Below are 18,029 nucleotides of genomic sequence, written 5' to 3'. Positions count from 1 at the left end.
TATGCATGTTAAAATTAGGTTTGAAATTAACACAAAAATTACATATAATTTTTTATGATTTAAATCAATAAAATTTTGGAGGTGTTTTTATGAAGAAGGTTTTGATGTTTATTTTAGCTATGATGTTTAGCATTTCTTCCTTTGCTTATACATTGCAAGGTAGCACAAAAAACTATCCAAAGAAGTTGACTGAAGTTGAAAATCTTGTTAACGAAGAAGGCAAACCTACAAAACTATATGATTTTAAAGGAAAGGTTGTTATTTTGTACTTTGGCTTTTCTAATTGTAAATATGTTTGTCCAACAGTAAATGCAGCGTTAAAACAGGTTGCAGAAAAGTTAAATGAAAAAGGTTTGAAAGGTAAGTATCAAATTGTATTTATTACAGTAGACCCAAAAAGAGATGACCCTAAAACATTAAAAGAATATAAAAAGACAAGGACATTGGATGAATTTACTTTTTTAACCGGTAAACCAGAAGACCTAAAGAAAGCTTGGGACGCTTACGGAATCGAAGTAAAAGAAGTTGAAAAAGCTACTGATGAACATGCGATGCACGAACATATGCACATGCACGGTGGACAAGGTAAAATGAAAATGATAACTCATACACCGGTTAAGACAATCATCATAGATAAAAATGGTAATATGGTTGAGGAATATTTAGGAATTTATTTACCAGTTGATAAAATTGTTGAAGATGTTGAATATTTAATTAAACAATAACTGCTGAGAGTGTTACAAATTCTTGTAAGGTTACCTTTCCGTGTCATCCTGAGGCTGTAAGCCGAAGGATCTCCTCTTTTGATTTTTTGACTTGAAAAGAAAAATAAGAGATTCTTCGCTTCGCTCAGAATGACGATGTAGATTTTCGGAACAGCCTTATAACCGCTCAGACATCGCTGGCTATTTATTTGTTATCCTGAGGCTTTAAAGCCGAAGGATCTTCTCTTTAAATGTCACACATCACCCTTTGTAAACCTCGTTATTTATTCTTTAGCCATCATCCGGTAAAGATTCGTCATAACCCCATTTTTCATTTATTTCCGTCCTTTCTCTTTCTTCCCAGCAGTTAGCACAGAAAAACAAACCTTCTATGTTAGGGTCTTCTTTTAGATTTTTCTTTGAACCACACTTGAAGCATTCTTTTTCTTCAATAAATTTCTTTTCTTCTTGCATAATTTCACCTGTAAAATGTATAATTACAATAAATTATTCCTACCGAGGAAATTTTGTAATGATAGAAAACATAGAACAGATAAAGAAAGATTTTGATTTTACCCAAGAAGACGTAGAAAGAATAAAGAAGCTAAAACCAATTTTAGAAAAATACCCGGATGAATTTATAAGTAGATTCTATTTTTTTATCTCCAGATTTCCTGATTACAATCAATTTTTAAAAAACGAAGACATAATTAAAAGACATAAATCAAAGCTAAAAAATTGGTTTTTGGATCTATTTAATGGAAATTATGATGAAAGCTACTTTTCAAAGCTATATAAAATTGGAGAAGTTCACGTAAAAATAGGGCTTCCAACCCATTACGTTAATGCTGCATTTAATTTTGTAAGAAGGTTTATCATAGAAAAAATAGATATAGAAATTCAAGATAAAAATGAAAGAAATCTTTATGTTACATCTATTGGAAAGCTTCTTGATATAAATCTTGACGTTTTGACGTTAGCTTACAGAGAGGAAGAGTTAATTAAGTATGGAGCTTTGTCTAAATATGTGAAAATTTTACTTATTTTTGCAAGAAGATTTTCTGAAATTATTGATTTTTTTATACTTGGTGCATTGGTCGTAGTTGCTTTATTTGTATTTGTTTTATTTGGGTTTGATATCTATAAAGTTTTATTTAACATAATTCCTTTTGAAGAGGGGATAGTTACTTTACTTGGTAGTTTACTTATACTTTGGGCTGTAGCGGAATTAATGAACGAAGAAATAAAGCACTTTAAAGGTGCAGGGTTTGCAATAACGGTTTTTTGTAAGTATTGCTTTAGCTGCAATGATTAGAAAACTTTTAATTGCTTCTTTATCAGAAAGTGGAGAAAAGAAAGCCATAGAGCTTGCAGCTTACAGCTTTGTTATTTTGGTTCTTGGCATAGTCTATTGGCTTATAAAGAAAAATAAACAGCAAGAAATTTAGATATGCTAAAATTTTATAAACATCTTATACATCTTTTTTGTTTTTATAAATCAAGATATGAAGCACTTCTGCAAAATTTTCCATATTCTTTACTTTTTCACTTTCTTCTATTGGTTGTGTTGTTATAACAAATGTACCGTCAGTGTCTGTTTCAGCAATAGCTCGCCCCTTTTTAGCTGGTTTCTTAACAACGAGATCGCCATCCTCATCCAAAGTTATGAAAAGTACTTTTATATTCTTTGTTACAGGGCTACTTTGAAGTTTTAACTTCCAATATCCTGTTTGTGCTATACGTTCTCTTAAAGTTGTCTTTGAAGAAATTATAGCCAAAGCTTTACAGTTTTTAGGATCATATATTATCAAATCAACATCTGGTAAATGCATTCCAAATTCACCATAATCAATAAGAATACTTCTTTTTACATTTCCTAAACATTCGTTTAAATTTGAATCCTTTTTCTCTAAATGTTTCCCAAATATAACATTTAAGTTTAATTTCTTTACTTCCTCACTTATCAGTTCTAAAATAACTTTTTCTAACATATTACCTTTAAAAGGTTTCCAAGATTGTTCTATATCTTTTACAATTCCTCTTAAACTCTCTTCATACATGCTTTTTGCTTCTTTTAGGATTTCTGATAAAGCTGCTACACCTCTTATCTTGATTTGTTCCGTTATATATTTCCCAATATGTTCAATCTTTTTTCTTCGCTCTTTCATAATATTTCCAATTTACCTTTAAGTCTTTTGGAATTCTTTTTTTATCTGACTTTCTAACTATTATAAGATGTTTAAATCCCCTTAAATAGAAATTATGTTGTAATGCTTTACTATGCCAGAAAGGTGTGTTTGAATATTGATTTTTTCTTGCAACACATATAACATCAACAGGTTCAAAATGTTTAACTAATCTCTCGTAAACTTTAAAACCAACAGGAATATATACACCTTTAGCCCACTGATCGCCAATCAGCCAAGCAAGGATTTTTCCATCTTTTAAAATTCTATGACACTCAATCATAACTTTTTCAAGCTCATCATAAAACCTTTCTTCGCTTGCTGGGATATGTCCTATATTCAGAGGGTGGTCGTTGTATCTTATATTATCTCCATATGGTGAGTCAATAAAAACCATATCCACAGAGTTATCTTCTAATGGAATATTTCTTGCATCAGCTTGGATTATATCTGACCTTGTTGGAACTATATCGAAAGCAACTACACGACGTCTTTCTTCTTTGCAAACATCAATGGTTGTTCCAGAGCCAGCCATTGGATCGCAAACAAGATCGCCCGGATAAGTATATCTATAAATCAAATTATATATGATAAAAGCAGGGGTAACTCCAGCGTATTTATTGTTTCCTTTTGGCGTATCTCCATAGCTTTGCTTTGGATAATCCCATAACGTTGTTGAAAATATAGGCGGGCGATAAAACTCGTCTATTAATTCAGATTTCTTGCAAGGGTCTAATGTATATTGTTTACCATCTAAAATTAAGTTTAAAACTTTTACCCCCTTTTCTGTAAAGATATCTCTCCAAGAGACTCCGAGTTTTGCAAGAGTCTTTTTTAAATTTCCTACACTTTTTAATTGTCCAATTGGTTCAACCTTTACATAGTATGGATACTTGCCATCGAAAAGACTTAAAGAAGGATCATATATTCCCTCGCTCTTAGCGATAAATGTTCCCCATAATACATCTGTGTCCAAATTATACAAAAAAACAAAATCGCCTTCCTTTACTGCAAAAACTTTGTGTGCATAAGTTTTATTAGTTGCAAAAATAAGATTATCCAGCAGTTCACGCTCGCTTTTTGTAGTACATGCAAATATAAATCCATGCTTCAAATCTATTCAATACCTCCAAAATTATTATTATCAGTAAAGCAATGCATATTACAATATTATACCATTTATACACCCTTCAAAGTAAGCCAAATTTCTGTTAGATATGCTAAAATTTTATAAACATCTTACACGGAGTAAACCATGAGTCTAAAGATATACAACACATTAACCGGAAAAAAGGAAGATTTTGCACCTATAAAACCTGGGGAAGTTAAAATTTACACCTGTGGTGTGACTGTTTATGATTATAACCATGTAGGTCATGGTAGAAGTTTAATCGTTTTTGATATGATTAGAAGATATTTAAGATATCTTGGATATAATGTAATTTTTGTAAGAAACTTTACCGATGTTGATGACAAAATCATCAACAGAGCAAAAAATGAGTGTTTACCCTTTAGTGTTATTTCAGATAAATTTATAAAAGAATACTTTGATGATGCAGAAAAATTTAGGATAGAACCAGCTGACATAGAGCCAAGAGTTACAACGCATATTCCTGATATTATAAATTTCATTCAAAAGCTTGTTGATGCTGGTTATGCATATGAAGCTGATGGAGATGTTTATTTTTCTGTAAGAAAGTTTAAAGAGTATGGAAAGCTTTCTAAAAGAAGTATAGATGAGCTTTTGGCTGGTGCAAGAATTGAGCCGGGAGAAAAAAAGAAAGACCCGCTTGATTTTGCATTATGGAAGTCAGCAAAAGCAGGAGAGCCTTACTGGGAATCTCCATGGGGTAAAGGAAGACCTGGTTGGCATACAGAATGCTGTGCAATGATATTTAAACATCTTGGAGAAACAATTGATATACACGGCGGTGGTTTAGATTTAACTTTTCCACACCATGAAAACGAGATAGCACAAGCAGAAGCTTTAACAGGAAAACCATTTGCAAGATACTGGATTCATAACGGCTTAGTCACTGTAAACGGACAAAAAATGTCAAAATCTCTCGGAAATTATATAAAACTTAAAGAGATTTATTCCAAATACGAGCCAGACATTTTAAGACTATTAGTTTTATCTGTTCATTATAGAAGTCCATTAGATTTTTCTTGGGATAAAATGGAAGAGACTAAAAAAGCTTATGAAAGGCTTAAAAATGCAATTGAGGAAGCAGAAGTTTTAAATAAACTTCCAATAGATGAAAACTTTGAAGGAGATTTATATAATGCCATCCAAAAAGCACAATCTGGTTTTTACTCAGCGATGAGTGATGACTTTAACACACCAGAAGCCCTTGCATCTTTATTTGGTCTTGTAAGAGAGATGAATATTTTAAGAGATAAAGCTATTAAACATGGTGGAATCTCTAAGAAAGCAATAGAATCTTACAAAGAAGCAGCGAAAACGCTTCACGATATAGGAAGAGATATATTCGGACTGTTTGACAGCCTACAACCATGCATAAAACAAGAAGAAGTTAAAGTTAAAGAAAAAGAAGAAAGTATAAACGAAGATTTAATTCAAGTACTGATAGAAGCAAGAGAAAAAGCAAGGAAGGAAAAACAGTTTACGATTGCAGACTTAATAAGAGATAAGCTAGCTGAAAAAGGAATAATCTTAGAAGATGCACCATTTGGAACAAAATGGAAAAAAGCGTAGTAGAGAAGATATTTGATAGTGCTCATAAGTCTTACGACAGTTTTTTAAATTTTGCTACATTTGGACTGATTAATAAATGGCAAAACCAATTAATTTCAGCTACAGACTTAAAAGGGCGTATTTTGGATATTGGAACAGGAACGGGAGAAATAGTTAGAAAGCTTAGAGAAAAAGACAAGGAATGTTTTATCTATGCAGTTGATTTGTCTTTTAATATGCTAAAAACTGCTAAAAATAAAGTCTTTGACGAAAAAATACTTTACATTAGGACTAACGCGTTAAAGCTTCCTTTTAAAAACTCGTCTTTAGACAACATCTTCTTTTCTCTTGTATTTAGACATTTGCCAAGAGAAGAGATAACCAAAGAACTTAGAAGAGTTTTAAAACAATACGGTACAGTCTCTATTCTTGAAATCGGAAAACCAGAAAGTAATATTTTTTATAAATTTATCCATTTTTTTGCAGATAGATTGTTTAGACCAATAGGAAGGCTTATCTTTTCAAAAGAAGAGTGGGATTATTTTGTAGAATCCATAGAAAATGCTATGAAAATATCCGAAATAAAACCTTTTTTTAATAAACATGGATTTAATGTTAAGTTTTTAGAAAAGAGATTTTTTGGATTAATTCATCTGATAGTTTTGGAAAAAATAGAATGAAAAATTATTGACTTTCTTGAAATCAAGAAGTAATTTAATACAGAACCTTATACCTTGGGTGAAAATTAGTAATTTTTATAAAATTTTAAAAAAGGAGATCCTTTGGACTTACGTCCTCGGGATGACAGTCAAAGATTGATTGATAAGCATTGGAGTAAGGATAGCCTTGTTCTGTTATTATGTAGCTAAACGAAGAATCTCATATTGTTTTATTGAATATTGAATTTCTCACTATACAATTGAATAGTAATTAATAATAGATTTTAATAATCTAAGGAGGGTAAAAATGGAAAATTTAGAAACAGTTCATTTACAAGTAAAGGATATTTATTATCCACCGGAGGAGATTAAAAAAGAGTGTATAGTTCAAAACTACGAAGAGATGTATAAAAAATCTATTGAAAATCCTGATGAATTTTGGTCTGAAGTTGCAAATGAACTATTTTGGTATCAAAAGTGGGATAAGGTTTTAGAGTGGAATTTTCCTTATGCTAAATGGTTTGTTGGCGGGAAAACAAACATCACATACAACTGTCTTGATAGACATGTTTTAAACGGAAAAAGAAATAAAGTAGCTTATATTTACGTTGATGAAGACGAAAACGAAAAAAAAATAACCTATGGCGAGCTTTTGGAGCTTGTTAATAGACTTGCAAATGGCTTGAAATCCCTTGGTGTTGGCAAAGGGGATAGAGTTTCTATTTATATGCCAAATACTATTGAAGCAATAGCAAGTATGCTTGCTTGTGCAAGGATTGGAGCTATACATAGTGTAGTTTTTGCAGGATTTAGCGAAGGGGCATTGAAATTAAGAATCAATGATGCAAAAGCAAAAGTAGTAATAACAGCAACCTACACAAAAAGAAGGGGTAAAAAAATACCATTACTTCCAACTGTAAAAGATGCAATTAAAGAGCTTGATTTTGTTAAAAAAGTTATTGTCTGGGACAGGGATAATGAGCTTTCTGAAGAGGAATACGGTAGCCATTATATAAACTTTCAAAAATTAATCAAGTCAAGCAGCCCTGTTTGTGACCCAGAAGTCATGGATGCGGAAGACCCATTGTTTATTCTTTATACATCAGGAACAACAGGAAAACCAAAGGGTGTTCTTCATACAACTGGCGGTTATATGGTAAACACGTATCTAACAACAAAAACAGTATTTAATATAAAAGAAGATACAATTTATTGGTGTACAGCAGACATTGGATGGATTACAGGCCATAGCTATATTGTCTATGGACCGCTTGCGAACGGTACAACGTCAGTAATAATGGAGGGCGTTCCGGTATATCCACATCCTGGCATTTGGTGGGAGTACGTTGAAAAATACAGAGTAAACGTATTCTATACAGCACCTACAGCCATTAGAATGCTTATGAGATTTGGAGATGAAATTCCGGCAAAATATGATTTATCATCGTTAAAAATACTTGGTTCTGTTGGTGAGCCAATCAATCCAGAAGCTTGGATTTGGTATTATAAAAACATCGGAAAAGAAAAAGCTGCTGTAGTTGACACATGGTGGCAGACAGAAACAGGTGCACACATGATAACAACACTTCCATGTTATCCTGCAAAGCCGGGTAAAGCAGGAAAGCCATTGTTTGGTGTGGTTCCGGCAGTAGTTGATAAAGAAGGTAATGAGCTTCCACCTAACACAGTAGGGCATTTAGTGATAAAGAAACCATGGCCATCTATGCTTAGAACATGTTGGGGAGAGCCGGAAAGATATGAAAAATACTGGAAAGAAATTCCTGGCGGTGTTTATTCAGCAGGAGACCTTGCTTCCGTAGATGAAGATGGATATATTATGATTCTTGGACGTGCTGATGACGTTTTAAGCGTTGCAGGACACAGAATAGGTAATGCAGAGGTTGAATCTGCAATCGTTGAACATCCTGCAGTTGCAGAAGCGGCTGTAATTGGAAAGCCTAACGAAATTAAAGGTGAATCGATTAAGGCATTTGTCATACTAAAGGAAGGATATTCACCATCACAAGAATTAATAATTGAAATCAAAGAAACAGTTAAAGATGTCCTTGGTGCTATAGCTGTTCCGGACGAAGTAGAATTTGTTGATAAACTACCAAAAACAAGAAGTGGTAAAATAATGAGGAGAGTTTTAAGAGCCAGAGAATTAGGTCAAGAGCTTGGAGACATATCAACACTTGAAGATTAGGAGGTTCACAACAGTTGCTATTTTCTGTAAAAAAGTGTAAAGTAAAATGGTAGAGATTGAGAAATGATAACACTTCAATGTCTGCTTGAATTTCAAAATACGCAAGATAAAAAAGCTGTATTAGATTTAATGCGTAGATTTTCATCTGCTATGAGATATGCATATCAAAGATTGTTAGAAGGCAAGAAAAGAAAAGATTTGAAAAAATATTTATCAAAACTATTTAACATAAACACAAGATATTCAGATGATGCTATATTTTTAGCACAGTCAACAATCACGTCATGTAAAGAAAGACATCAAAATCCAAAGAAACTTATATTTGGTTCAAGAAAATTATTTGAGCAATTAAAGAGAAATCATTTAACAGGAAAAAGAAGAAAAAAGTTAAAAGCAAGATGGAAAGAAAGCAGGCAGGGAAATTTATATTCAAGAGGAGATAAATCAAAGCAAGGAAATCTAAATTTAAGATTTCAGCGGATTAATAATGAGCTTTACTTGAGAATAAACACAGGAGATAGACAATATATCTACGCAAGAGTAATTAGAAGCGTTAAAAGGGAAAAAGATAAATGGATAGATTTTGTGTTTATGTTAGAAAATGCATATCAGACAGATGAATGGTTTGCGTATAGTGTTAGATTAAAAACAAAAAACAGCAAAATATACGCTTTTATATCCATAGAAGAGAAAATACCACCTATTACAATCAAAAGAGACAATGGTATTATAGGCATAGATGTAAACGCATATCCATTTCATCTTGCACTATCTTTTACAAGTAAAGATGGCAATTTAGAGAAATATCAAAGCATTAGTTTAAATGAATTATTAGATGTTAGCTCAGAAAAAAGACAATACTTAGAATGGCAGATAGCACACAAGATAATAAAGATAGCAAAAAAAGAGAATAAAGCTATCGCTATCGAAAATTTAAATAAACTACCAAAAGGTAAAAGAGGAGATGGATTTGCAAAGTTAAGAATTAGATTACAGAAATGGAGCTATAAAAGATTATTAGACAAAATAGAAATATTAGCAAAAAGAAACGGGATAGAAATAAGAAAAGTCAATCCTGCATATACATCAGCAATAGGAAAACTAAAATACTCGCCACAATACAACATAGATAAAGATATAGCAGGAGCTTACGTAATAGCAAGGAGAGGGTTGGGATTTAAAGAGAAATTACCAAAGAATTACAAAGAACTTTTAAATGATACTGATTTTCTATCATACACTATAGCAAAAATTGAAGATAACATTAAAAAACTAAAACAAAAACTAAAAGAAGAGAAAAACGAATACAAGAGAAATAAACTAAAAAGCACATTAGCAAAATTAAGAAAAAACCTAAAAATACTACAACAACACGTCTCACTTCTCACATCTCACGTCTCACGTTTAGAAAGTGGAAAGAGCGAGTCATCTTCCCAACAACCTGTCAACCAATGGAAGGAACAGGTGAGGGGCTTACTTACAGGTAGACATAAAAGCTGGCAAGTTCTTTCCATAGCCTTAGCCTTCTGCTGTTTTGAAAGATCGTATAGAGATCTTTCTCCTTTGAAGCGTGTAATCGTTTCAAAGGATTGGACAGTAGTGGCTAATAGGTTAGCTCCTGTACTTGGTACAGGGACTATGACACTTCCAAAATACCGCCTGTTGGGGTCGGAAGTGTCTGAAATGGCGGAATACAAATACCCCAACCCAAGCTGTAGTTTTATACAGTTTGGTTGACCAGGTCAGATTGGAAATAGACAAAGAGCTTACACCTAAACAGATAGTTGAGGAGCTAAATAAATACATAGTTGGTCAGTATGAAGCCAAAAAGGCAGTTGCAGTAGCGCTTAGAAATAGATGGAGAAGGCAAAAATTACCAGAAGATCTAAGAGATGAAGTAATTCCAAAAAATATACTTATGATAGGACCTACAGGAGTAGGTAAAACTGAAATTGCAAGGAGACTGGCAAATTTAGTAAAAGCACCATTTATAAAAGTAGAAGCAACAAAATTTACAGAAGTTGGATACGTTGGAAGAGATGTTGAATCTATCATAAGAGAGCTTGTTGACGTATCTTTCAAGATGGTAAAAGCTGAAAAGATGGAAGAAGTAAGAGAAAAGGCAAAAGCTATAGCAGAAGAAAAGATATTAGACTATTTAGTGCCTAAAAAACCAAAAAGGTATGGAACACTTATTGAGGAAGAGGAAGAATCGCCGGCAAGAGAAAAATTTAGAGAAATGCTAAAAAACGGTCAATTGGATGATAAAGTTGTAGAAATAGATGTAGAAGAAAAAGTCTCAGCGGTTGTTGGAGGTGTAGTTGTTCCGGGTCTTGAAGATATTGAAAGCCAGCTAAAAGAATTATTTTCAAATTTAGGACCATCAAAAAGAAAAAAAAGAAGATTGACGGTCAAGGAAGCGTTGAAAATTATAGAAAACGAAGAAGCAGAAAAACTTATAGATATGGATGAAGTCCAAACCTTAGCAGTAAAAAGAGCAGAAAACTTAGGAATAGTATTTATTGATGAAATTGATAAAGTGGCAGCAAGAGGATCATCAAAAAGCGGTCCTGATGTATCAAGAGAAGGAGTGCAAAGAGATTTACTTCCAATAGTAGAAGGAACTGTTGTTTCAACAAAATACGGACCAGTCAAAACAGACCATATTTTATTTATAGCAGCAGGAGCATTTCATTTAGCAAAACCTTCAGATTTAATTCCAGAATTACAAGGAAGATTTCCAATAAGAGTAGAGCTCAAAGCACTTACAAAAGATGATTTTGTCAAAATTTTAACAGAACCAAAAAATGCATTGATAAAACAGTATATAGCTTTAATGTCTACAGAAGGTGTTGAACTTGAATTTACAGAAGATGCAATTCAAGAAATAGCACAAATAGCAGAAGAAGTAAACGAAAGAACAGAAAACATTGGAGCAAGAAGACTTCATACAATATTAGAAAGAATAATGGAAGATTACTCATTTAATGCACCAGATTTAAAAGGACAGAAAATTGTGATAGATAGTAAATTAGTTAGAGAAAAACTTGGTAATGTGATTACAAATGAAGATTTAACAAGATATATATTATAATAGGAGAGAGATTATGAAAGAAATGGAAATGCCAATAGCTTTTGAAGAGCTTTTAAAAGATATAGAAATAAAAAATGCAGCATCTGCCTATGTTTTAATTGAAGCAAATCCACCAGAAATACCAAATATTTTAAAAGCATTGTCAACAATAGAAAATGTAAAATCCGCAGATGTAGTAACCGGCATATACGACATAATCGTTTATGTTGTAGGTGAAGACCAAAACGAAATAGGAAGAATTGTTATAAAGGATATCAACCCAATTCCAGGTGTTAAAAAAGCTACAACTTGTATGGTAGTTAAGTTATAGTAATAGAAGTTAACCTTAGGTAATACGTCAGGTGAGAAATTCAATAAAAATAGCAGATTCTTCATTCGGCTGCAGAATGACAAATAAGCAAGAGGGTGTTCTAAAATTTTTTAAGTTATAGAATGTATATGTAGATATAACTTTCCCTTTGACTGTCATCCTGAGGACTTTAGTCCGAAGGATCTCCTCTTTTAAAAATTGAGGAAAAAGGAGATTCTTCGCTTCGCTCAGAATGACAATCAAAAAGTTAATTAATTTTTAGATTTAGTTGAAATTTTAAAGCATTCTCAATAAGTAAAAATCAAATAATTCTCACAAACACAGAATAATATTATGATCTTTTACAATTTCAAATCTTAAAAATCTTCTTGCATCACCCTTTAATTAGCAACGATTTTATACTTTTTATTCTCTGTTTTCTTTCTCTTCACTTTCAATATACTTTTTTGCATCAGTGTACATATTTTTAAATCCAGCCATAAGACCAAGAAAAAAGAAAATTATAGTTAGGTAAGGTGATGTACCAAAATATTTATCTAAAAAATAACCTATGGCAACCCCTACTATTACACCAGAAACTAAATGTAAACCTATTGTTAAAAAAGATAAATTTTTACTCATTTAATCCTAAAACATCTTGCATATCATAAAGACCATTTGGCTTGCCTACAATCCATTTCGCAGCTTCTAATGCACCTTTAGCAAATATGTCTCTTGAAGTAGCTCTATGAGTTAATTCTATTCTCTCACCCATTGTAGCAAAGATAACTGTATGTTCGCCTACAACATCACCACCTCTAAGAGCAAACACTCCAATCTCTTTATTACTTCTTTCACCTGTCAAACCTTGCCTACCATAAACTACTTTTTCTATTCCTGTTGCTTTCTTTAAAATATCCACAATCTTAACCGCTGTGCCAGATGGGGCATCTTTTTTATATCTATGATGCATCTCTATAACTTCAATATCAAAACCTTTATCTCTTAATGTTTTAGCTGCTTGTTCTACAAGTTTAAATAATAAATTCACACCTATGCTCATATTGGGAGCTAAAACAATTGGCATATCTTGAGAAAGCTGTTTTATTTCTTCCAATTCTTTTTCATTAAATCCTGTTGTTCCTATTACTGCATATTTTTTGTTCTTATCTGCTGCTAAAATTCTTAAATGCCCTAAAACAGCCTCAGTATTGTTTGCAAAATCAATCAAAACATCAAAAGCATCAATTACTTGAGAAACATCAGAAACAACAGGAGCTTTTACATCCTTGTTGATTATTTCGCCGACTGTTGAATGCAAGTGGGCACAATCGGGATTCTCTATACCTGCAACGATATTTACATCTTTATCCTCTGAAGCCAATTCTGCAATCTTTCTTCCCATCCTTCCCATAATACCAGAGATTGCTATATTAACCATTTACCTCTCCTTGACCAAATATTACTTTTGAAAATTCATTTAACAATTCATTGGCTTGATGTGGTGGAACTATTGATGGTGCTAAAGCTACATCTACACCGGGTTTAAATAGCTTTGTTTTTATAAGATTTTCAATTTCTTCCATGTCTTGAGCTGTAATGTTTTCATTAAAGACATCCTGTGGATCTTGGTCCGTTATAAAAAATCCTGCAAAAACAAATGCGTAAGCTTTTTTTTCCATAATAAATATTCTCCTTATATTTTTAAATGTTATAACTCAGTCAAATTTCAACATAATAAATACATCAGATGAGAAATTGGGTAAAAGTATAAAATTCCTCGTCGGCTGCAGAATTACATATAATGCAACCATTAATGCACGATGTCTACGAGCAATTTATGAATTGGCCTTTTTCCACTTTTTGTCATCCTGAGGACGTAAGTCCGAAGGATCCCATTATCTATATTCCATAAAAATTATAATTTCTAGTCCAATGTGTTCCGAATTAGTTATAATCAATTAATTAAAATTAACCTCCCAACCTCTTTTAACTCAAGAGATTGGGAATGAAGCCTAAAATTTGCTTATTTTTCTTCTTTTGTACCCATTTTATACATTATAGAACCCCATAAGAAAACCAACTGAGTTAACATTAAAACTAATAAAATAACTTCTGCACTTGGAATTCCACCAAATGTCATTTCCATGATTCACACCTCCTATTAGTGTTTTAAAATAAATTCGGCTAATGCTCCTTTTTCTTCCTTAGATAATTTCTTTGTAATTTCTAAATTTGGTTTCATTACAGCTTCTTTTGCAGGGTCTACAATTGCTTTTCCTTCACCGTTTAAGAATTTAACTAACCCATCTTTATTTCCTTTATATGCAGATGCAATTTTGTTTAATCCTGGTCCAACAGTATCTGCGTTTGGTTGATGGCATGCAGTACAGCCTTTAGATTTAAATATTGCTTCACCGTCTACTTTAGCTGTTTGTTGTTTAGCTTCTTCCTTAGGTTTAGCTGACTCTTGCTTTTTCTCTACTTTTTTCTCCTCTGGTTTTTGTTCTTGTGACTTAGCTTCTTCTTTTACTTCTTGCTTAGTTTCTGTAGCTTGTTGTGATTGCTGTTCTTGTTGTGCAGGTTGTTGTGGTTGCTGTGCTTGTTGTTGAGGAGCAGGTTGTGCTTCTCCAGTTGCTGGAGCCTCTTCTTTCTTTTGGCAAGATGTTAATACTATTGCCGAGGATAATAAAGCTGCCATTAATAACTTTGATTTTTTCATTTATTTTTTTCCTCCAAACTTTATCCAAACTTTTATAGAATAATAATAATACTTTTTAATAATTTTATCAACTATAAAATGAGAGTGATTTAAAATTTTAACTAAGTCTAAAAATTAATTAACCTTCATCATTTTGAGAATAATAAAAGAATCTCCTTCTTTATTTCCCTATGGTGCCATTCTGAGCGAAGCGAAAAATCTTCTTCCTTTCTAACTTTTAAAAGAAGAAATCCTTCATACTAAAGTCCTCAGAAATGACGAGCAAAGATACATTTTGCATACACCTTTCACAGCTTACAAAAATTTTAGAACAGTCTCACTATAAAATTACTTTCATACTTTCAGCTGCAAGTTTTGCTTTTTTCCTTGCATCTTCTATATTTTCTCCTACTGCTAAAGCAACGCCCATTCTTCTTTTTGGTCTTGTGGTAGGCTTTCCAAAAATTCTAACTTTAGTTCCTGGAATGCTTAAAGCCTCTTCAAGTCCTTTATACTTTGGAGCTACGCCATAATCAGATGCATGGAAACAGTAAGAAGCTCCTGGGGATAGGAGTTTTATATCTATCGGCAGTCCAAGTATAGCTCTTAAATGAATCTCAAACTCTGACATATTTTGAGTTATCATGGTCACCATTCCAGTATCATGTGGTCTTGGTGATATTTCGTTAAACCAAACCTCATCTTCTTTTACAAACATCTCACATCCAAAAATTCCATAACCACCAAGCTCATCTGTTATTTTTTTAGCAATCTCTTTTGCTTTGTTTAAAGCTGTTTGACTCATTGGATGTGGTTGCCAACTTTCCCAGTAATCTCCATCAACTTGCATGTGTCCTATCGGCTCGCAAAATAATGTTCCTTGATTTTTTGTTCTGACAGTTAAAAGAGTTATTTCATAATCAAAATTGATAAATTCTTCAATGATTACTTCGCCACTTTTTCCTCTTGCATTTTCTTGTGCATAATACCATGCTCTGTCAATCTCATCCAAGCTTCTAACAATTGATTGCCCCTTCCCTGATGAACTCATAATGGGTTTAACTACACACGGTAGTCCAATCTCTTTTACTTTTTGTCTGTATGTTTCTATATCTGATGCAAAAGCATATTTAGAAGTTTTTAAGCCCACTTTTTCAGCAGCAAGTCTTCTTATGCTTATTCTGTTCATTGTATGTTTTACTGCATTAGCACAAGGAACTATACTAAATCCTTTTTTCTCTAACTCTATCAAGGCATCTGTGTCTATTGCTTCAATCTCTGGAACGATAAAATCTGGTTTTTCTCTGTATGCTATATCTTTTATTAAATCACCATTTTTCATATCAATAACATAGTATCTATGGGCTATTTGTTGAGCTGGTGCGTTTTGATAACTATCTACAGCTATAACTTCTATACCGAGTCTCATAGCTTCAATGACAAACTCTTTTCCAAGCTCACCGCTTCCAAGAAGTAAAATTTTTGTAGCATTTGAAGATAAAGGAGTACCTATAATCATGACTTTCTCCTATGCTATAATTTTTTGATATAAAAAATATTTTAACATTAAGGAGCTGTATGCCGCTTTATCTGAAGATAGCACTAAGATATTTGTTTTCTACAAAATCTAAACTTTTATCTTTTATGTCTATTATTTCTATCATCGGAATAACTCTTGGAGTTGCTGCTTTAATCATAACTATGGCTGTGATGGGTGGTTTTATGTATGGAATAAAGTCTAAACTTCTTGAGACTGCACCACACATTATGATAGTAAAAGCCGACGGTAAATTCCAAGAGTATCAAGAAGTAGTACAAAAAATAAAAGATGTTGAAGGTGTTATTGATTATGAACCTTTTGTTTATTCTCAAGCTATAGCCGGAAAATCTTCCAATCTAATTCCTGTATATGTAAGAGGCGTGATTTCAGAAAAAGATAAGAATTTTATGGCTCTTGATAAAAAATTGATTTCTGGTAGGTATGATTTAACAGATGATAACATTATTCTTGGTAAGGATGTTGCTCTTGCTTTGAATGTTTGGGTTGGAGATAGCGTAAATATCGTGTCTCCGGTTGGAAGAAAAACGCCCATTGGCTTTTTACCAAAGCTTAAAGAGTTTAAGGTAGCAGGAATTGTTGAATTTGGTATTTATGAGTATGACTCAACGTTTGTATGTATGAGTTTAGAAAATGCTCAAAGCTTTTTTGATTTAAACGGTGCAATAACAGGTATTCAGCTAAAAATTAAAGACCCATTTAATCCAAGCATAGTAAAAGAAAAATTAGAAAAAAGATTAGATTTTCCTTACATCGTCAGGTCATGGACTGATATGAATAAAAGCTTATTCCAAGCTCTACAGCTTGAAAAGTTTGCAATGTTTCTTGTGATAGCTTTAATTGTAGTTGTTGCATCTTTTAACATTTCAAGCTTAATAGCAACAAAAAGCAGGGAAAAAAGAAAAGAAATTGCGATCTTAAAAACCATCGGAGCAGACAGCAATTTTATAAAAAAGATATTTATTTCACAAGGCTTGATAATAGGATTTATTGGAACATCTCTGGGTCTTATTATTGGTTTATCCGTAGTATACATAGGTGATACATTCCATTTAGTAAAACTAAATCCGGAGGTTTATTTAATAAATTATCTTCCAATGAAGATTTCAATTTTAGAAGTCTTTATAATTGCTTTATCTTCTATGCTTATATGCTTTTTATCTTCTTTATTTCCGGCTATTTCTGCATCTAAGGAAGTGCCTGCTGAGGTTTTAAGATATGATTAAGGCAGAAAATATTAAAAAGATTTATCAGACAAACGGCGATAGGGTTTTAGCTTTAAGAGGTATTTCTCTAAACATAGAAAAAGGTTCAATGGTTGCAATAATAGGGCCATCCGGGTCGGGAAAAAGTACGCTGTTGCACATACTTGGTGGTATAGATTATCCAACAGAGGGAAAAGTTGAGATTGACAGTGTAGATATTACAAATCTAAAAGATAAACAGCTTGCAGAATTTAGAAATAAAAACATTGGCTTTGTTTTTCAGTTTCATTATTTACTTCCGGAGTTTACTGCTTTAGAAAATGTCTCTTTGCCGGCTTATTTAGCAGGAGATAAAAATGCAGAAAGTAAAGCGGTAGATATACTGACAAAACTAAATCTAAAAGATAGAATAAATCATAAACCTTCTCAGCTTTCAGGCGGAGAACAGCAGAGAGTGGCTATTGCAAGAGCTATAATCAACAATCCAAAGGTTTTGATAGCAGATGAGCCAACAGGCAATCTCGATTCTCAAAATGCTAAGAATGTTATAATGTTAATCAAAGAGCTAAATGAGAGTTTTGATATGACTGTTATCATCGCAACCCATGATGTTGAAATAGCAAAATATTGTGATTATATTTACCATATAAAAGATGGTATGATTGAAAGAATTGAAAAAATATAAATTTGCATAAATTTAAAAGGCATAAATAAAAACGAGGTAAAAAG

The 18,029-nt window shown here is 32.5% G+C and carries 20 protein-coding genes; 11 read left to right on the top strand and 9 right to left on the bottom strand.

The genetic code is table 11. The features are described 5' to 3' along the window. Positions 1-89 precede the first annotated feature (89 nt). Positions 90-725 carry an SCO family protein gene (locus tag SYO3AOP1_RS08165; RefSeq protein ID WP_012460249.1) on the top strand — a complete coding sequence of 212 codons (636 nt, stop codon included), beginning with the start codon at positions 90-92 and terminating at the stop codon, positions 723-725. A 270-nt stretch (positions 726-995) separates the two neighbouring features. Here the strand turns inward: SYO3AOP1_RS08165 and SYO3AOP1_RS08160 are convergent, their stop codons facing one another. Next, on the bottom strand, positions 996-1,178 hold the full coding sequence (locus tag SYO3AOP1_RS08160; RefSeq protein ID WP_012460248.1) for a hypothetical protein: 183 nt from the start codon (positions 1,176-1,178) through the stop codon (positions 996-998). Positions 1,179-1,236: 58 nt separating this feature from the next. On the opposite strand from SYO3AOP1_RS08160, the gene SYO3AOP1_RS08155 reads away from it, so the two are divergent. Continuing rightward, complete coding sequence (locus SYO3AOP1_RS08155; protein ID WP_012460247.1) at positions 1,237-2,019, top strand: protoglobin domain-containing protein; 783 nt, start codon at positions 1,237-1,239, stop codon at positions 2,017-2,019. Then, a complete protein-coding gene (locus SYO3AOP1_RS09800; protein WP_012460246.1) occupies positions 2,012-2,152 on the top strand; it encodes a phosphate-starvation-inducible PsiE family protein in 141 nt (46 codons plus the stop codon). Before SYO3AOP1_RS08155 ends, SYO3AOP1_RS09800 begins: the two co-directional genes overlap by 8 nt. 24 nt (positions 2,153-2,176) lie before the next feature. Here the strand turns inward: SYO3AOP1_RS09800 and SYO3AOP1_RS08150 are convergent, their stop codons facing one another. Together SYO3AOP1_RS08150 and SYO3AOP1_RS09180 are read right to left on the bottom strand one after the other, a co-directional pair. Continuing rightward, positions 2,177-2,872 (bottom strand): BsaWI family type II restriction enzyme, encoded by a 696-nt coding sequence (locus SYO3AOP1_RS08150; protein WP_012460245.1) that lies wholly within the window; start codon positions 2,870-2,872, stop codon positions 2,177-2,179. After that, entirely contained in the window at positions 2,847-4,004 is a 1,158-nt protein-coding gene (locus SYO3AOP1_RS09180) for a DNA methyltransferase (protein WP_012460244.1), read from the bottom strand. The genes SYO3AOP1_RS08150 and SYO3AOP1_RS09180 overlap by 26 nt, the downstream gene beginning before the upstream one ends. A gap of 141 nt (positions 4,005-4,145) precedes the next feature. On the opposite strand from SYO3AOP1_RS09180, the gene cysS reads away from it, so the two are divergent. The 6 genes from cysS to SYO3AOP1_RS08115 all read left to right on the top strand — a co-directional run bounded on the left by cysS (position 4,146) and on the right by SYO3AOP1_RS08115 (position 11,857). Further along, positions 4,146-5,609 carry a cysteine--tRNA ligase gene (cysS, locus tag SYO3AOP1_RS08140; protein WP_012460243.1) on the top strand — a complete coding sequence of 488 codons (1,464 nt, stop codon included), beginning with the start codon at positions 4,146-4,148 and terminating at the stop codon, positions 5,607-5,609. Next, the gene (locus tag SYO3AOP1_RS08135) at positions 5,594-6,268 is read left to right on the top strand and encodes a class I SAM-dependent methyltransferase (RefSeq protein ID WP_012460242.1); all 675 of its coding nucleotides are present in this window, start codon (positions 5,594-5,596) and stop codon (positions 6,266-6,268) included. The genes cysS and SYO3AOP1_RS08135 overlap by 16 nt, the downstream gene beginning before the upstream one ends. A gap of 286 nt (positions 6,269-6,554) precedes the next feature. Continuing rightward, complete coding sequence (gene acs / locus SYO3AOP1_RS08130) at positions 6,555-8,453, top strand: acetate--CoA ligase (protein WP_012460241.1); 1,899 nt, start codon at positions 6,555-6,557, stop codon at positions 8,451-8,453. Positions 8,454-8,516: 63 nt separating this feature from the next. Then, the gene (locus SYO3AOP1_RS08125) at positions 8,517-10,190 is read left to right on the top strand and encodes an IS200/IS605 family accessory protein TnpB-related protein (RefSeq protein ID WP_012460240.1); all 1,674 of its coding nucleotides are present in this window, start codon (positions 8,517-8,519) and stop codon (positions 10,188-10,190) included. A 10-nt stretch (positions 10,191-10,200) separates the two neighbouring features. After that, the gene (gene hslU, locus SYO3AOP1_RS08120) at positions 10,201-11,547 is read left to right on the top strand and encodes an ATP-dependent protease ATPase subunit HslU (protein ID WP_012460239.1); all 1,347 of its coding nucleotides are present in this window, start codon (positions 10,201-10,203) and stop codon (positions 11,545-11,547) included. Between the two features lie 13 nt (positions 11,548-11,560). Next, the gene (locus SYO3AOP1_RS08115; protein WP_012460238.1) at positions 11,561-11,857 is read left to right on the top strand and encodes an Lrp/AsnC ligand binding domain-containing protein; all 297 of its coding nucleotides are present in this window, start codon (positions 11,561-11,563) and stop codon (positions 11,855-11,857) included. Positions 11,858-12,262: 405 nt separating this feature from the next. Here the strand turns inward: SYO3AOP1_RS08115 and SYO3AOP1_RS08110 are convergent, their stop codons facing one another. The 6 genes from SYO3AOP1_RS08110 to purT form a co-directional block, all read right to left on the bottom strand. Then, positions 12,263-12,478, bottom strand: coding sequence for an AtpZ/AtpI family protein (locus SYO3AOP1_RS08110; RefSeq protein WP_012460237.1), 216 nt, complete (start codon positions 12,476-12,478; stop codon positions 12,263-12,265). Continuing rightward, entirely contained in the window at positions 12,471-13,277 is an 807-nt protein-coding gene (gene dapB / locus SYO3AOP1_RS08105; RefSeq protein ID WP_012460236.1) for a 4-hydroxy-tetrahydrodipicolinate reductase, read from the bottom strand. The genes SYO3AOP1_RS08110 and dapB overlap by 8 nt, the downstream gene beginning before the upstream one ends. Continuing rightward, positions 13,270-13,518, bottom strand: coding sequence for a hypothetical protein (locus SYO3AOP1_RS08100; RefSeq protein WP_012460235.1), 249 nt, complete (start codon positions 13,516-13,518; stop codon positions 13,270-13,272). Before SYO3AOP1_RS08100 ends, dapB begins: the two co-directional genes overlap by 8 nt. A gap of 344 nt (positions 13,519-13,862) precedes the next feature. Then, complete coding sequence (locus SYO3AOP1_RS09795) at positions 13,863-13,985, bottom strand: hypothetical protein (RefSeq protein ID WP_012460234.1); 123 nt, start codon at positions 13,983-13,985, stop codon at positions 13,863-13,865. A gap of 15 nt (positions 13,986-14,000) precedes the next feature. Beyond that, positions 14,001-14,558, bottom strand: a complete 558-nt coding sequence (locus SYO3AOP1_RS08095) for a c-type cytochrome (protein WP_012460233.1) — start codon at positions 14,556-14,558, stop codon at positions 14,001-14,003. Between the two features lie 319 nt (positions 14,559-14,877). After that, entirely contained in the window at positions 14,878-16,056 is a 1,179-nt protein-coding gene (gene purT, locus SYO3AOP1_RS08090) for a formate-dependent phosphoribosylglycinamide formyltransferase (protein ID WP_012460232.1), read from the bottom strand. 59 nt (positions 16,057-16,115) lie between these two features. Between purT and SYO3AOP1_RS08085 the strand changes: the two genes are divergently transcribed. Further along, positions 16,116-17,321, top strand: coding sequence for an ABC transporter permease (locus SYO3AOP1_RS08085; protein WP_012460231.1), 1,206 nt, complete (start codon positions 16,116-16,118; stop codon positions 17,319-17,321). Continuing rightward, a complete protein-coding gene (locus SYO3AOP1_RS08080) occupies positions 17,314-17,985 on the top strand; it encodes an ABC transporter ATP-binding protein (RefSeq protein ID WP_012460230.1) in 672 nt (223 codons plus the stop codon). Before SYO3AOP1_RS08085 ends, SYO3AOP1_RS08080 begins: the two co-directional genes overlap by 8 nt. Positions 17,986-18,029: the final 44 nt, after the last annotated feature.

Source organism: Sulfurihydrogenibium sp. YO3AOP1 (genome assembly GCF_000020325.1).
Taxonomy (GTDB): Bacteria; Aquificota; Aquificia; order Aquificales; family Hydrogenothermaceae; genus Sulfurihydrogenibium.
The sequence above is the reverse complement of the archived record's forward strand: the minus strand, read 5'-3'. Positions and strand labels throughout refer to the sequence as shown.

Bases quoted from the DNA above. Each gene is read 5' to 3' on its own strand.
- SYO3AOP1_RS08155 (WP_012460247.1), top strand. From the start codon at position 1,237: ATGATAGAAAACATAGAACAGATAAAGAAAGATTTTGATTTTACCCAA.
- SYO3AOP1_RS08150 (WP_012460245.1), bottom strand. From the start codon at position 2,872: ATGAAAGAGCGAAGAAAAAAGATTGAACATATTGGGAAATATATAACG.
- SYO3AOP1_RS09795 (WP_012460234.1), bottom strand. From the start codon at position 13,985: ATGGAAATGACATTTGGTGGAATTCCAAGTGCAGAAGTTATTTTATTA.
- purT (WP_012460232.1), bottom strand. From the start codon at position 16,056: ATGATTATAGGTACTCCTTTATCTTCAAATGCTACAAAAATTTTACTT.
- acs (WP_012460241.1), top strand. From the start codon at position 6,555: ATGGAAAATTTAGAAACAGTTCATTTACAAGTAAAGGATATTTATTAT.
- SYO3AOP1_RS08085 (WP_012460231.1), top strand. From the start codon at position 16,116: ATGCCGCTTTATCTGAAGATAGCACTAAGATATTTGTTTTCTACAAAA.
- SYO3AOP1_RS08110 (WP_012460237.1), bottom strand. From the start codon at position 12,478: ATGAGTAAAAATTTATCTTTTTTAACAATAGGTTTACATTTAGTTTCT.
- SYO3AOP1_RS08165 (WP_012460249.1), top strand. From the start codon at position 90: ATGAAGAAGGTTTTGATGTTTATTTTAGCTATGATGTTTAGCATTTCT.
- SYO3AOP1_RS08160 (WP_012460248.1), bottom strand. From the start codon at position 1,178: ATGCAAGAAGAAAAGAAATTTATTGAAGAAAAAGAATGCTTCAAGTGT.
- SYO3AOP1_RS08115 (WP_012460238.1), top strand. From the start codon at position 11,561: ATGAAAGAAATGGAAATGCCAATAGCTTTTGAAGAGCTTTTAAAAGAT.
- SYO3AOP1_RS08080 (WP_012460230.1), top strand. From the start codon at position 17,314: ATGATTAAGGCAGAAAATATTAAAAAGATTTATCAGACAAACGGCGAT.
- SYO3AOP1_RS08100 (WP_012460235.1), bottom strand. From the start codon at position 13,518: ATGGAAAAAAAAGCTTACGCATTTGTTTTTGCAGGATTTTTTATAACG.
- SYO3AOP1_RS09800 (WP_012460246.1), top strand. From the start codon at position 2,012: ATGATTAGAAAACTTTTAATTGCTTCTTTATCAGAAAGTGGAGAAAAG.
- SYO3AOP1_RS08095 (WP_012460233.1), bottom strand. From the start codon at position 14,558: ATGAAAAAATCAAAGTTATTAATGGCAGCTTTATTATCCTCGGCAATA.
- cysS (WP_012460243.1), top strand. From the start codon at position 4,146: ATGAGTCTAAAGATATACAACACATTAACCGGAAAAAAGGAAGATTTT.
- SYO3AOP1_RS08125 (WP_012460240.1), top strand. From the start codon at position 8,517: ATGATAACACTTCAATGTCTGCTTGAATTTCAAAATACGCAAGATAAA.
- SYO3AOP1_RS08135 (WP_012460242.1), top strand. From the start codon at position 5,594: ATGGAAAAAAGCGTAGTAGAGAAGATATTTGATAGTGCTCATAAGTCT.
- dapB (WP_012460236.1), bottom strand. From the start codon at position 13,277: ATGGTTAATATAGCAATCTCTGGTATTATGGGAAGGATGGGAAGAAAG.